Genomic DNA, 13,833 nt, shown 5'->3' with positions numbered 1-13,833 from the left:
AAATTCACTTCTACGCCAGAGGAAAATAACGGTTCCAGTTGCGGCCTACGCGCTTCGCAATATCTTCGCTCGGAGCCAGCTCCTCCGGGTATCCCGGCTTCATCCGGGCATCTATAATGATCGGCAGTGTATAGCTGACGCTGCCCCGGTGTACCCCGGCCGCCGAATAGATATCATCTGCCGGATTGAAGCGGGTGAATACGGTCCACAGGAAGGAGGTCTGCGTGCTTACCGCCTCTTCCGCCTGATCCACCAGCACAATCAGCGGCCAGGCGGTCTCCCTCTCCTTGAAGGCAGCCACCAGCCGCTCCGGCAGCTCCGGGTCCTCTTCATAGGATGCACCGGAAACGGCTAAACATCCTCCGCAATAAGGCACAGCGGCGGTGATTGATGGAAGCAGACCCTCTGTATAGGTCCTTGGCAGCTGACGGACCGGGCTGCCGATGCCCGCCATCACCGCCTTACTGCCATGATTCAGCTTACGTCCGGTATAATCCAGTGTATCCATGGAGGTATTGGCAAAGATCGTCAGATCCGACTGGGGGTTGAAGCGCTCAAGCACCGTTTCCAGCAGCTTGGGGAAATCGGTAAGCTCCACCTGTACATTTGTCAGCAAGAGGAATTTGGTTAAGGAGAGCTGGCCTTCCCCCAGAATCCGAAACGCTGACACCATATACTCACGGGGATAGCTCTCCCTAACGACCGCTGAGGTCAATGAGTGCGAACCGGATTCGGAGTAGGACCAGAGCGCTTTGACCGAAGGAATCAGCATAGGATAGGCTGGAGCGAGCAGCCGCTGCAAATAATCCTTCAGATAATAATCCTCCTGGCGCGGCTTGCCGGTGATGGTCGCCGGGTAGATGGCGTCCTTGCGGTGCCACATGCGCTGAACATGCATGACCGGGAAATCATGCTGCATGGAATAGTAGCCGGACTGGCTGCCGTAAGGCCCTTCCGCTCTCCGCTCCAGCGGAGACACGCGTCCCCGGATGGAGAATTCCGCCTCAGCCGGAATCCGGTGCCCGCCTAAGGGGTCCTGCACCATGGGAAGCTTGCCGCCCAGCATCAGCGACGCTAGCAGCAGCTCCGAAATCCGTTCCGGCACCGGTGCCACTGCCGCTGCAATCAGGGCCGGCGGCCCGCCGATGAAGACAGACACCGGCAGGGTCTCGCCGAGAAGCTCTGCCTGCGAGTGATGGAAGCCGCCGCCCTTGTGAATCTGCCAGTGGATGCCTGTGGTGCTGTCGTCATACATCTGAATCCGGTACAGTCCGAGATTATGATCCTTGGGGTTGGTGATATTCTCCGTATAGACCAGAGGAAGCGTGATGAACGCCCCGCCGTCCTTAGGCCAGGCCGTAATCCGGGGCAGCTCCTTCAGCGGATCACTGCTGCTGCAGACGCCGAGTACCGGAGCCTCTCCTTGCGGTATATTCTTGGTTCCTGCCCTCAGCAGCTCCAGCAGCACCGTCTTCTCCCGCCATAAGCCGGCGCCTGAAGGCGGAATCAGCTGATCCATCGCCGTTGTCAGCGACTTCAGCAGCTGCTCCGGTCTGGTCCCGAAGGCCTTGTTGACGCGCCGGACGGTGCCGAACAGATTCGTAGCGACCGGGAACGGTGTTCCTTGCACATTCGTGAACAGCAGTGCCGGGCCTTCCTCCTCCACTACCCGGCGGTGAATTTCGGCAAGCTCCAGATAAGGATCAACAGGCGTATCTATCACTGCCAGATCCTTATCCCTGCGGAGCTGCTCGATCCATTGTCGTAAATTACTGTATCGCACTATAGCGTTCCTCCTCAAACAGGACCTTATGCTTATCCCGTCCACCGTTGCCGTTTGCTGATCACTTGCTGCCCCTGCCAGTTCCGCTTAACTGCCAGACCCGTACACTCATGTAGCACAGAACCCCGAAGAGTCCGGAGATCAGCACAATATGAGACATTGCAGCAAATATGTACAATCTTTCATTATTCAGTGTGTATACTACAGCCGCTCCGCTGAATACCTGCATCAGGCATAGCAGGACTGCCGCTACTCCCAGAGCCCTCAGCTCCGGCAGTTCCTTATACTTCCAGAAGGCCAGATGCCCAAGTATAGCCGTAAGCAGGAACAGAATCGCCGCCGCAATCCGGTGCACGAATACGATCCCTACTCCGCCGCTCATCTCCGGAATCCATTGCCCGTTACACAGCGGCCAGCCGGAGCACCCGCCCTGGGAGCTGGTGTGGCTTACGTAGGCCCCAATGTAGACAACGATATATGAATATACTGCAGTAACCCAGGTTAAGTTGCGGAAGGCTAGGCGGACTTTGGGACTTCCTGTGCTTAGTTCCGCTCCCGGGGAAAATGCCCGCCTGGTCCCAAGCGCCAGCATCAGCGAACCAGCGAAGGCGATCAGCGAAAAGCCCATATGCAGGGCCATAACCGCAGCCGACTGCGATTTCACTACTGCAAGCGCTCCCATCCCGCCTTGAACGATGACGAAGATCAAGGTCAGCAGGGCGTAAGCCAGCAGATCTCTGCGGTGCCTGGCATAACGCCAGAAGGCAACCATGGAAGCCAGTGATAACAGGCCTGCCAGGCCGCTGAACAAGCGGTGAGTATATTCAATCAATGAGCCGATCGTATAGGCCGGAATCAGCTTTCCGTGGCACAACGGCCACTGATTTCCGCACTCCAGTCCTGAACCGGTCTTTGTCACCACAACCCCGCCGAACAGCGCCATGAACATAATGAGACAGGTCAGATAGCTGAGCCATTTTAATTGAAGTGTCGTCAATAGTATCACCCGTATTGTATAGGAATGAGTGCGAAACATATAAATTCTTATTATGTTAAGAAAAAAGCACCGCTTCTGCTCGGATAGGGCGAAAGCGGTGCTGCGTAATTACTTGTGAATGCTGAGATAAACGTCCAGTGCCGTATCCAGAAACTTCTCAATTTCCTCCCGGGACTTGCGGAGCTTGTTCACGAACCGGACCAATTCCCGTCCATCAGTGTACGCGACAAAGCTTGGGATGCCCAGTATATTCTGTTCCTGGCTGACATCGCCTACGGCATCGACATCCACTTCAACCAGGGTAAGACGCTCTGCATATTTCTGTTCCACATCCGGCATGAACGGATCAATGAATTTGCAATCCACACACCAATCTGCCTTGAAGACTGCCACCGTCAGGCGCGGAGACTGAATTGCCACCTGGAACTGGGCAGGCGAGCTGATTTTGTCCATCAATTGACCATTCCCTTCTATTAAAGAGTTCCACACGAAGCTTGCTCTTTAAGTGAATCAAAATGTACGGAATAAGTCAAACAATAATGACAAATCAAGACAATAGTCATATCATTATTCACCGGCACGCACACGGGCAGGCTGCAGTTTCATCAAAGGACCCAGCACCTTGCGCAGCGGACGGGGATACCCGGCAATCTCCTGGCTGCTGAGGACGCCCAGAATAATCAGGAGAACCAGATAGACGATCACCACTGCCGCTCCAACTACCAGACAGGTAATCAGGAAGGCTAAGCGGGCCGGCATCAGCTGAGTCATCAATATACCTGCTTCATTAAGGCCATAACCGATCCCCCCTGAAGCCAGGACCGCAATGGAGAAGCCTCCCCAGCGTTTGCCGAGAATGGCGAAGGGGACGATTTTTTTGAGCATCCGCAGATTAAGCAGTGTAATCACTATGAAGCACAGTGCCGTAGAACCGATAATGCCATAGATGCCGAACCACTGGCTGAACAGGAAGTTGGAACCAAATTTCACGAGGATACCCACAAGCACGTAATACATCGATATCCGCGATTTGCCCATTCCGAGCAGGATCGAGTTCGTAGTCATCATCGTAATCTGGAAAATAGTACCGAGCGTCAGCATCGCCACAATGCCGCTGCCATCCAGTGTTTTGAACAGCAGGCCATTAACGGAATACGCCGCCACGACCAGTGAGAGCACAACCGGTGTGCCGGTGAGAATGGAAACCCGCATGGCGAGTGTGATCTGGCGCTGCAGGTGCTGCTCATCTTTGCGGGCGAAAGCGGCAGATATAATCGGAATCAGCGATGCACTGAGGGCGATCGACAAGACCGGAGGAATCCCGGCCACACTCTGTGCCCGGCTGCCGAAGATACTTAGGGCCCAAGTAGCCTGCTCCATCCCGATCTTACCGCTAAGCAGCGGAACAATGAAAGAAGTATCAATAAAGTTCACTACAGGCACAGTAACGGAAGATAACACAATCGGTATGGACAGCTTGAAAATATCCTTATAAATCTTCAGCAGCGGGATACGGGCTTCATTGGATTCATACAATGCGACCTTCTCCTCGCTGCGGCGCAGCTTCATCGCATAATACAGCATCACGCCGAAGGCGCCGATACTGCCGAGCACACTGCCGAAGGATGCGCCTGCTGCCATCCAGGTGTTGCTGTAGCCCTGACGCAGCAGGATGAATGCAAGCAGAATAGCCGTGGATACCCGGGCAATCTGCTCGACAATCTGTGAGATGCCTCCGGCCATCATATTATTACGGCCCTGGAAATACCCGCGCATCATCGCAATAGCGGGGAACAGCAGCAGCGCCGGGGCAATCGCCCGGATCGCAAGCGTACTCTCGGGAACCTTGCTGTATTCTGCGTAATATGGAGCGGCTATGTATAGCGTCACACCCATAATCACACCAACAATTGCAGCAAAGATAAGAGCGGCCCGGTACACCTGTTGAGCTTCCTGCGGGCGGTTCAAAGCATAGCGTTCGGATACCATTTTACTCAGTGTGCTGGGTATTCCGGCTGTCGCCAGCGGCAGCAGCAGCAAATATACGTTGTTGGCTATCGTAAATGAAGCATTACCCGTTGTATTGAATAAATGCTCCAGCGGCACCCGCTGGGCAAGCCCGAGAACACGGGCCACCAGCGCGGCTGCCGCCAGAATAAGCGTGCCTTTGACAAAGGATTCTTTCTTGGTGGACAAGCTGTTTCGCCTTCTTCACAATAAATTTAATAACGTCCGGTCCAGATAAAGAAGAGGACGATCATCGCAATCTGCAGAATAATCTTTACAACTGTGCTGCTGAACAGTCCTAGCAGTGCGCCGAAGCTGACCTTAACCGCTTTGCCGGCCTTCTCGCCGGCAATCAGCTCGCCGATGAAGGCACCCAGGAAGGGGCCAATCAGCAGGCCGAACGCCGGAATCAGGAACGGACCGGCAATCAGACCGATGGTGCTGCCGATCACGGAGGCGCGGGAGCCACCGAACTTCTTGACGCCCCAGGCCCCGACCACGTAGTCAGCAATGAACAGAACGACAACGATCAGGGTCTGGGCAATCCAGAACCAGGGACCGAAGGAGTCGAAGGAGAAAAACCAGCCATATACGAAGAAGGCCAGATAAATCGCAAGCGCCCCCGGCAGGATCGGATATACCGCCCCCGCCAGCCCGATTGCGAACAAAGCAATGATCAGAATCCAGCCCAGAATTGTCAATTCCCTCAACTCCTTAATCTTAAGCTCGCTTGGATATGCGTCCGGCCGAGGTTCCGGCCTCTGTCAGGATGTACTTCTGAATCACTTCCGCTATCCCGTCTTCATTGTTCGAAGCTACTACCGCATCCGCTTCCTGCTTGACAGTCTCCTGGGCGTTGCCCATAGCCACCCCGAAGCCGGACTGCTGGATAGCCGCCAGATCGTTGAGGCTGTCGCCTACGGCAACAACCTGGGACATGTTAATGCCCAGCAGCTTGCATACTTCAAGTATCCCTGAAGCCTTATTGACGCCCAGCGGATTGATCTCCAGGTTGAACGGCGAGGAGTTGGTGATCTCAAGCCCGCCCAGATCCTGCAGGCGCATAAGCAGCTTATGGCGGATATCGTTATCTTCGGTGGAATAACCGAATTTCAGCCATTCCCTGCTGTCAATCTCCCCGTCCCAGCTATCCCGGTTGTACACTTCATCTACGGAGTAGGCCCAGAACCAGATATCGAATTCCTCAGCAATCTTTTGCATCTCTTTGACCAGCTCCACATCCATCAGGGACCGGCGGTACAGCTCATGAGGCGCACGCCAGACTTCACTTCCGTTCACCATGATCATCGGAGTGTTCAGGCCAAGCTGTTCAGCATACGGCATCGCACTGCGCGAGGAGCGTCCGGTAGACAGGCAGACATGTACGCCGGCCTCCATCGCTTTTTTGATCCATTCCACCGTAAGCGGAGTAATCTTCTGTTCGTCGTTCAGTAGGGTTCCATCCATATCCAAGGCTAGCAGGCGGTATTTGGCAGTCATTTGCCACCCCTCCATTCTTGGCTGCTCTTTCGTTTGAAGGCAACCGTATATTTGGTATTACGCAGATCCATCTCCATCATGGCTATAATATCATCAGTTTGTTGCGGCAGTATTATCGGAACTCTCACCGGAAGCAGCGCCGTCATTTGGGTTCGCTGTTTTCAGGCTTTTCTTAGGCACGCCGTCCAGCCCGTATTCCCAGTCGTAAGCATCGAAAATTTTACGCGCAACCGGAGCCGCACTGTTGGAGCCGAATCCCCCTTCGGGGATGACTACAGCAACAGCCAACTTAGGATTATTACGCGGGGCGAAGGCAATAAATACCCCGTTATCGCGCAATTGCCCTTTTCCCAGCTGCTGTGAGGTCCCTGTCTTACGGGCAAAATCATAAGGGAAATCTGTGAATGCGGAGACCTTACTGTTCATGCCCTTTTTAATCTCTCTCCAAAAGGACTTGTCAAAGGTCGTCACTTCATCCAGCACCTCGCGCTCAAACTTCTTGACCACCTTGCCCGATGAATCCGTGATCTTGCTGACAAGCTGAGGCTTGATCCGCACCCCTTCATTCGCAAGCGTCGAGGCATACTGGGCTAGCTGCAGCACCGTATAACGGCCCTGCTGTCCGAAGGAGGCATAGACTAATGCGGCTTGCGCACTGCCCGCTGCCTTAGTATCCGTGTAGTTAATCTGTCCCAAGTATTCATTAGGGAGACCGCTCTGCGTAGAGACGCCCAGGCCGAATTCCTTCATATATTTATCCCAGACTCCAATTCCCTCGCCCTTGTATTGCTCATAGAGCTTCTTGCCGATCATATCCACCATAAACACATTGGAGGAATCCTCAATCGCCTTAGCCGGACCCATCCGGCCGTATACGTGACCTGAGGAATTTCGGACTGAGGATTTATCATCCTTACCGAAATAAGCAATCCCTTTGTCTGTGTACGTATACGAAGTGCTGAAAAAGCCTTCATTCAGACCGATCAGCACCGTCAGCGGCTTAATGGTGGAACCGAGCAGTACCGTGGAACCAAATCCATGGCCAGACAGGCCGGAAGAGTACGGGGTGATCGTCCCGTTCTGATAGTTGCCCATGATCTTATTCCAGGTATCCGAATCCAGCTTCTCCGCTGTCCAGACATTGGTATCATAATCGGGCATGCTGGCCATGGCTACGATATTGCCGGTATCGACCTCCATCGCCACGGCGTAGCCTGTCTTGGCGTCAGGATGAGTCCTGCCCTGTACAGAGTTGCGGTGCAGCCAATTGATCTGTTCGGTGATAGCCTGCTCCGTCTTAAGCTGAACATTCTTGTCAATCGTCATCCAGATATCATTACCCTTGACAGGCGGCACTACCTCTTCCACCTTCTCGGCCATGTTCTGCGGATTCACCGAGATGACCTGATAGCCGTTCTTGCCGCGCAGCTCCCGCTGATATTGCAGCTCCAGGCCGTCGAAGCCGACGAATTCATCGTCTTTATAATTCAGGCCGGGATCTGCGCCGATCTTCTTCATCGCGCTCTGAATATTCTTGTAGATGTTGAGCGTATTGGAGGATTTGAAGGGCTTGATATAGCCGACCGTCTGTACGGCAACGGTATCCTTGTCATAATGGCGCACGCCTTCTTCCACGATCTCAAGGCCGGGGAATTCGCTTTTGTGTTCCATGAAATAAGCGATTTCCTTGGTGGTCAGACCGGATTTGATCTTGCGGGCCATATAGCCGGAATATTTCTTGAAATATAAATCCAGAGAATTAATCACTTCATTAACGGTCAGCTTCTCGCCGTTCGGGTCGCCATATTCGTCAAATTTCGCAACCAGATTATTCGCCAGCGCATACGCATTGGCCCTGGCCTCCGGCTTCAACGAGCTGATTCCCGTCTCCTTATCCACCGCTTTGGCTGTATATTCCTTCGTAAGCGTAACATACAGTGATTGAATGGAGGTGGAGTAGGCAATTTGCTCGCCTGCGGCTGCGCGGATGCCTCCACGGATGGAGGCGAGGGGTACGCTTTTGGTATCCCGGCTAGTCTCCACCTCGGTCAGCGTCGGTCCCTCAACGAATTGAATAACTGCGAGACGGATAATAATTACACAAAAAATGACAAACGTGCTGAAGAAAAACACGTTAAGCCGCAGGCCAAGCGAGCTCTTGCTGTTCTTCTCTTCCGGGGGGGAGGCCTGCTTTCGGAAAACACCCACAGTTTTTCACTCCTCTACATCAAAATAAACCGTTTAGTCCACTCTTGACTCGGGCACATTCTTCTTAGGGACTCCATCCAGGCCATACTCCTGGTCATAGGCTTCAAAGATCTGGCGGGCTACCGGTGCGGCACTGTTCGATCCAAAGCCGCCTTCGGGAATAATTACGGCCACCGCAAGCTTAGGATGCTCACGCGGAGCATAAGCAATGAATACCCCGTTGTCGCGGATGGCCCCGAAGGCTTCCATCTCAGAGGTTCCTGTCTTGCGGGCGAAGTCATACGGGAATCCGTCAAAAGCCGATACCTTTGTATTCATCCCGCGCTTGATCTCTTTCCAGAAAGCAGGGTGAAACGAGATGCTGTCCAGGACTTCCCGTCCAAATTGCTTAACCGTCTTCCCTTCAGGATCTGTAATCTTACTGACGAGCTGGGGCTTAATCCGCACGCCTTCATTCGCAAGTGTTGCCGTATACTGGGCAAGCTGCAGTGCGGTGTATTTCCCCTTTTGGCCGAAGGAGGCAAGTACCAGCGCCGCTTGGGCAGAGCCTGCCTTCTTAGGATCAAGATAATCGGCTACTCCGGCACTTTCACCGGGAAGCCCGCTTTGCGTAGATACCCCAAGCCCGAATGCCTTCATATATTTGTCCCATACGGCAATACCTTCTACCGCATACTTCTTGTACAGAGCATTACCGACCCACTCTACCATAAAAGCATTCGAGGACTCCTGAATAGCCTTCGCCGGACTAAGCGGGCCCAGGACATGGCCGGAGGAATTTCTGACCGAGGAGCTGTTATCCTTACCGAAATAACCAATCCCTTTATCCAGGTAAGTATCACCGGTAGTGAATAAGCCTTCTTCCAGACCGATCAGGACACTTAACGGCTTAATCGTAGAACCCAGGAAGATCAATGACTTCAGCCCGTTGCCGGAGACACCGGAGGAAATATCGTTAATCGTCCCGTTCCGATAATAATCCTCAATTTTGGCCCACACTTCTGGCGGCAGCCTCTCGGCATTCCAGACATTCGTATCATAGTCCGGTATATTCGCCATTGCCACTACATTGCCTGTATCGACTTCCATCGCAACGGCATAGCCGGTGAGCGCATCCTTATGAAGCTTCCCCTGTACAGGGTTACGGTGCAGCCAGTTGAGCTGATCCATAATCGCCTGCTCTGTGCTCATCTGCACCTGCTTGTTAATCGTCATCCAAATATCGTTGCCCTTGACGGGCGGGACCAACGCGATAACCTCTTCGGCCATATTCTGGGCATTGACAGAGATCGTCTGATACCCATTCTTCCCTCTAAGCTCGCGCTGGTATTGCTGTTCAAGACCATAGATGCCGACGAACTCATCTTCCCTGTAGCTAAGCCCCGGGTCCGCACCCGTTCGTTTCATGGCGCTGCGGATATTTTTGTATACATTATAATCCTCTGTAAAACGGAATTGCTTCATAAAGCCTACCGTTTGGACGGCCACCGTGTCCTTGTCATAATGGCGGATACTCTCCTCCACCACTGACACTCCGGGATAGCGCTGCCTGTTCTCCATCAGATGGGCGACTTCCTTCATCGTAAGACCGGTCTTGATCTTGCGCGGGACATACCCCAGTGACTTCTTATATTCAAGATCAAGCAGCAGCAGGATATCCTCCTGGAGAAGCTTCTTAGCAGAAGGATCACCATACTGTTCAAAAACGGATGACAGCCCCGCCGCCAGCGCCTTCGTATTTGCCTTGGCTTCAGCGGTGGGTTCATATAAGCCGGTCTTCTTATTTTTGACCTTCGCAGTGTATTCTTGGGTTAACGTAACGAATAAGGACTGAATCGGTGTGGAATGGGCAATGTCTTCCCCGCCCGCCGCGTGAATAGTCCCCCGGATCGCCGCAAGCGGAACATCCTTGGTCTCCCTGCTGGCCTCCACCTCGCTAAGCTCGGGACTCTCTACGAACTGCAGTCCCGCAAGCCGGATCATAATGATCACAAAAATAAAAAAAGTGCCGAAGAAAAACAGATTTATGCGTAAGCTCAGGTAGTTGCGGGTCTCTCCATCACCCGGGCCGGAGCCCGGCTTACCGAACCATCTCACAGCAAGTCCTCTCCTTGTACGGTTTGCAGTACTAACTTATCCTTCTATTTCTCGCTGAAACGGTACCGTCCTTTGAAAGGACGGCACAGCCGTTTCCACTTGCCCGCTGTTATTGTACCATAGATCTAAGAGCGTCCGCTCCTTCTCAAAGGATGTTTTCCTTGATATGCGTGGAGTCGAAATCCCCCGGATTGAACCAGTCGCCGCTGCTGGCCCAGGTGGAATCAAGCGGAATCCAGGCTGCACTGCTGCTGATATAGACCTCATTCCAGGCATGCGGGCCATAACCGCCTTGACCGTCATAGCCTTTGCCGGTGACGACACGTACCTGAAGGCCTTGTGAGCGGGCCATCATGGCATAGAGCCGCGCATAATCAATACATACGCCAAGCCGCGTATCCATCGTATCCTGCGGGGTCTGCTCATGCCAGATCCGTTTCTCTTCATAATTCTTCGCCTTGGTATAGTCGTACGCAATACGCGAGCCTACCCAGTCATAAAGCAGTCTGGCCTTCTCTTCATCCCCGCTGGCTTGTCCGGCAATATCTGCGGCAGCACCAGCAATATCCTCCGATATATCATGGTCAATCACCTCATATTTGCGACGGAGAATATCACTCATCTCGGCGGCTACCGCCTTGGTCAGCACCGGGAGCTTTCCCCTGACCTGTTCACCGGCCAGCGGCTCAAATACCGCTTCTGCACTCTGGCTGTAGACCGGTGATGATTGCACATAGCGGCTGAAGCCGCTGTCCGGGTTCAGGGCGACGCTGATGAACAGGACAAAGACCAGCACCAAGGCGCGGGTAAGCCCTGCGGCGGTGCCAAGCACTGCCCCGACAAGCCGGCTGGTGCCTGTGATCCGCCCTGACCCCCTCCCGGACTGGCGCGGCAGGCGGAACGGCAGCAGCAGGAACAGCAGACCCAGCAGCAGACGAATCAAGCTATAGCACAGCAAGAGCAGCAGCAGAAACCGCACTACTGGTGAATTCGCCAGTACAGAGGCACCGGTATAATATAGCTGCTGCCATTGGCTTAGTTTGTCATCCTGCGGGGTAACGCCGGAAGCCCAGTTTCCGGCAGCAGGCGAGAGGTATACGGCTGCCGGAATCGCCATCACCAGCGAAGCTGCCGCAAGCACGCCAGATCCGAGCATGCCGAACAGCCCTCCGGCTGCTCTGCGGAAGCCCCGGCCCCAGCCCTGCAGCGCAGAGAAGAGAACTACCAGCAGCAGAACAATGGAGATGATATTGGCTTCCCGAAGACTTTCTATCCAGCTGTTCAATGAATCACTCCTCCTTCTGCTGCTGCAGGTAACCCTGAGCCCGCTGCACTGTTACTTGCCCGCCTGCTTCCGGGCTTCGTCGATGAAGGTCTTGGTTGTATCCGTAACGCTCCACTTCCCGAGGCTGACTCCGCGGAAGACCACTTCCACCTTATCCTCTGCGGCAGAGCCCTTCACCTCCAGATTAGGAGTACTGATGGTGAAGGTGCCGTCACCGCCGGAGGTATAAACCGCCTCCTGCGCTTCTTTGAGCATGACCTCCTGTGCCTCATTCTTCAGCGTGCTGACTGTCCCGTCTGCTACTTTGTTAACGGCATTACCGATCTGGTCCATGGTTACCCCGCTATAAATGAACAGCCCCACAATAATAACGACGACGATAGCCCATTTCAGCATAGTCTTAACGATGTTAACGACTGCGAACAGGAGGACAAGCGCAATAACGATAACAAGCCAATTCTCTCTGATAAACTGTGACCAAACTTCCGGATTCATCAATTTCACAACACCCCAATCGCAAATTTCGCCACTCCGGGACGCTGTCCCGTCAGACATTTCATTAATATTAATTATTATACATGAATGACCCTTATAATTCATGGTTGCCGGAATGCAGAACTGCATACAGGGGCTGGCCAAGAAAATGGTATAAGCCCCCGCTGCCGCACGTAAAGTACAAGTAGGCTGTTCCCTCTGCTGGAATCCGTTCCGTCATCAGCGGCTGGCCGCTAATCTGGAGGTGTTATCCGTGAAAACTGCAATGTGGCTGTACCTCTTCATGTTCCTGGCGTTCTTCGATTTACATGCCCAGTACCCTATCCTGACACCCTTTGCCATGTCCCTGGGAGCGGGCCCGGCCTTCATTGGCTGGATGATGGGGATGTATTCCCTGACTCACCTCCCGGGCAATCTGCTGGCCGGTGTGCTTGTAGACCGCAACGGCAGCCGCCGCTATATCGTATTCGCCCTTACCGTAGCAGGTCTGATCCTGCTTCTGCAGGCGCATGCCCAGCTGCCCTGGCATCTGCTCCTGCTGCGGGCAGCGAGCGGGTTCGCCCTGGCGTTCCTCTCCCCTGCCTGTATGACCCTCTTGGCTTCGCTCTCGTCTGACCCGGCGACCCAGGGTAAATACATGTCAGGCAACGGAATTATTCACACGCTAGCTTCGGTGGTCTCCCCTGCTGCCGGAGCCTTCATCGTCGCCAAAGCCGGTTACTCCGGCACGTTCAGTACATTGGGTTGGCTCCTGATCTTCACCGGTGTGATGGCCTTCTTCAGCGTGCCGAAGCACAATCCGGCCCTGGCCCTGCATAAGCCTGCACTCCCGGTGAAGGAGAATGTGCCGCCTGGGGCGGCCGCTACTGCCCGGCCCCCTGTCTCCAGGCGTTATTATCTGCTGCCCTTCTTCGTATCCTGCTCTCAGGGCGTGCTCTTCTTCGAGCTTCCCCTGTCACAGGGACAGGACGGAATGGTCTCCACCGGAATTCTGCTCTCCCTGCTCAGCCTTGGGGCGCTGGCGACCCTCTGCCTATTCTTCCTGAACCGCATCCCGCCAGGCATCCGCATTGCCGCTGCTTTATTGGGAATGGCTCTCTGCTTCTTCACCCTGGCTGCCTTCCGCAGCATCCCGGCGGGAGTGGTTCTCTTCCTGCTCGGCTCTGCCAAAGGCGTGTTGTTTCCGGCTATGGCCTCCCTCTTCATTAGTCTGGGCGGCGCAGGACGGCTGGGCCGGACCTTCTCGCTGCAATCCATCGCCATGTCCCTCGGGGCATTCGCCGGCCCTGTAGCCGCCGGACAGCTTAGAGAATATGTCTCCCCTTACTTCATCGCTTTCGTGCTGCTGATGACAGCTCTTATGCTGCTGCCTCCGGGCAGATCCGGCCGTCTCTCCTCCTACGCCCCCGGCTGGAACAGCCCTGCCGCCTGAATGCGACATTTCCCGGGGAATGAATACAT

At 54.3% G+C, this 13,833-nt stretch carries 11 protein-coding genes; 1 reads left to right on the top strand and 10 read right to left on the bottom strand.

What is annotated here, in order from left to right; translation table 11 throughout:
* Positions 1 to 10: 10 nt before the first annotated feature.
* The 10 genes from MKX42_RS06940 to MKX42_RS06895 all read right to left on the bottom strand — a co-directional run bounded on the left by MKX42_RS06940 (position 11) and on the right by MKX42_RS06895 (position 12,372).
* The gene (locus tag MKX42_RS06940; protein WP_340751868.1) at positions 11 to 1,783 is read right to left on the bottom strand and encodes a UbiD family decarboxylase; all 1,773 of its coding nucleotides are present in this window, start codon (positions 1,781 to 1,783) and stop codon (positions 11 to 13) included.
* A 61-nt stretch (positions 1,784 to 1,844) separates the two neighbouring features.
* Positions 1,845 to 2,780, bottom strand: a complete 936-nt coding sequence (locus MKX42_RS06935; protein WP_340751867.1) for a COX15/CtaA family protein — start codon at positions 2,778 to 2,780, stop codon at positions 1,845 to 1,847.
* 108 nt (positions 2,781 to 2,888) lie between these two features.
* Positions 2,889 to 3,233 carry a thioredoxin family protein gene (locus MKX42_RS06930; protein ID WP_036722030.1) on the bottom strand — a complete coding sequence of 115 codons (345 nt, stop codon included), beginning with the start codon at positions 3,231 to 3,233 and terminating at the stop codon, positions 2,889 to 2,891.
* Between the two features lie 114 nt (positions 3,234 to 3,347).
* A complete protein-coding gene (locus MKX42_RS06925) occupies positions 3,348 to 4,976 on the bottom strand; it encodes a putative polysaccharide biosynthesis protein (RefSeq protein WP_340751866.1) in 1,629 nt (542 codons plus the stop codon).
* A gap of 26 nt (positions 4,977 to 5,002) precedes the next feature.
* Complete coding sequence (locus MKX42_RS06920; protein WP_340751865.1) at positions 5,003 to 5,488, bottom strand: DUF456 domain-containing protein; 486 nt, start codon at positions 5,486 to 5,488, stop codon at positions 5,003 to 5,005.
* 19 nt (positions 5,489 to 5,507) lie between these two features.
* The gene (locus MKX42_RS06915; RefSeq protein ID WP_340751864.1) at positions 5,508 to 6,287 is read right to left on the bottom strand and encodes a Cof-type HAD-IIB family hydrolase; all 780 of its coding nucleotides are present in this window, start codon (positions 6,285 to 6,287) and stop codon (positions 5,508 to 5,510) included.
* Positions 6,288 to 6,380: 93 nt separating this feature from the next.
* Entirely contained in the window at positions 6,381 to 8,495 is a 2,115-nt protein-coding gene (locus MKX42_RS06910; protein ID WP_340751863.1) for a peptidoglycan D,D-transpeptidase FtsI family protein, read from the bottom strand.
* 33 nt (positions 8,496 to 8,528) lie between these two features.
* Positions 8,529 to 10,592 (bottom strand): peptidoglycan D,D-transpeptidase FtsI family protein, encoded by a 2,064-nt coding sequence (locus MKX42_RS06905; protein ID WP_340751862.1) that lies wholly within the window; start codon positions 10,590 to 10,592, stop codon positions 8,529 to 8,531.
* Between the two features lie 145 nt (positions 10,593 to 10,737).
* On the bottom strand, positions 10,738 to 11,877 hold the full coding sequence (locus MKX42_RS06900; protein ID WP_340751861.1) for a transglutaminase domain-containing protein: 1,140 nt from the start codon (positions 11,875 to 11,877) through the stop codon (positions 10,738 to 10,740).
* Between the two features lie 51 nt (positions 11,878 to 11,928).
* Complete coding sequence (locus tag MKX42_RS06895; RefSeq protein WP_340751860.1) at positions 11,929 to 12,372, bottom strand: hypothetical protein; 444 nt, start codon at positions 12,370 to 12,372, stop codon at positions 11,929 to 11,931.
* 253 nt (positions 12,373 to 12,625) lie between these two features.
* Between MKX42_RS06895 and MKX42_RS06890 the strand changes: the two genes are divergently transcribed.
* Positions 12,626 to 13,804, top strand: coding sequence for an MFS transporter (locus MKX42_RS06890; RefSeq protein ID WP_340751859.1), 1,179 nt, complete (start codon positions 12,626 to 12,628; stop codon positions 13,802 to 13,804).
* Positions 13,805 to 13,833 lie beyond the last annotated feature (29 nt).

This window comes from Paenibacillus sp. FSL R7-0204 (assembly GCF_038002225.1).
Taxonomy (GTDB): domain Bacteria; phylum Bacillota; class Bacilli; order Paenibacillales; family Paenibacillaceae; genus Paenibacillus_AQ.
This window is presented reverse-complemented; position numbering and strand designations above follow the sequence as displayed.

Excerpts from the sequence above, each read along its gene's own strand:
- MKX42_RS06930 (WP_036722030.1), bottom strand. The coding sequence starts at position 3,233 with ATGGACAAAATCAGCTCGCCTGCCCAGTTCCAGGTGGCAATTCAGTCT.
- MKX42_RS06915 (WP_340751864.1), bottom strand. The coding sequence starts at position 6,287 with ATGACTGCCAAATACCGCCTGCTAGCCTTGGATATGGATGGAACCCTA.
- MKX42_RS06895 (WP_340751860.1), bottom strand. The coding sequence starts at position 12,372 with ATGAATCCGGAAGTTTGGTCACAGTTTATCAGAGAGAATTGGCTTGTT.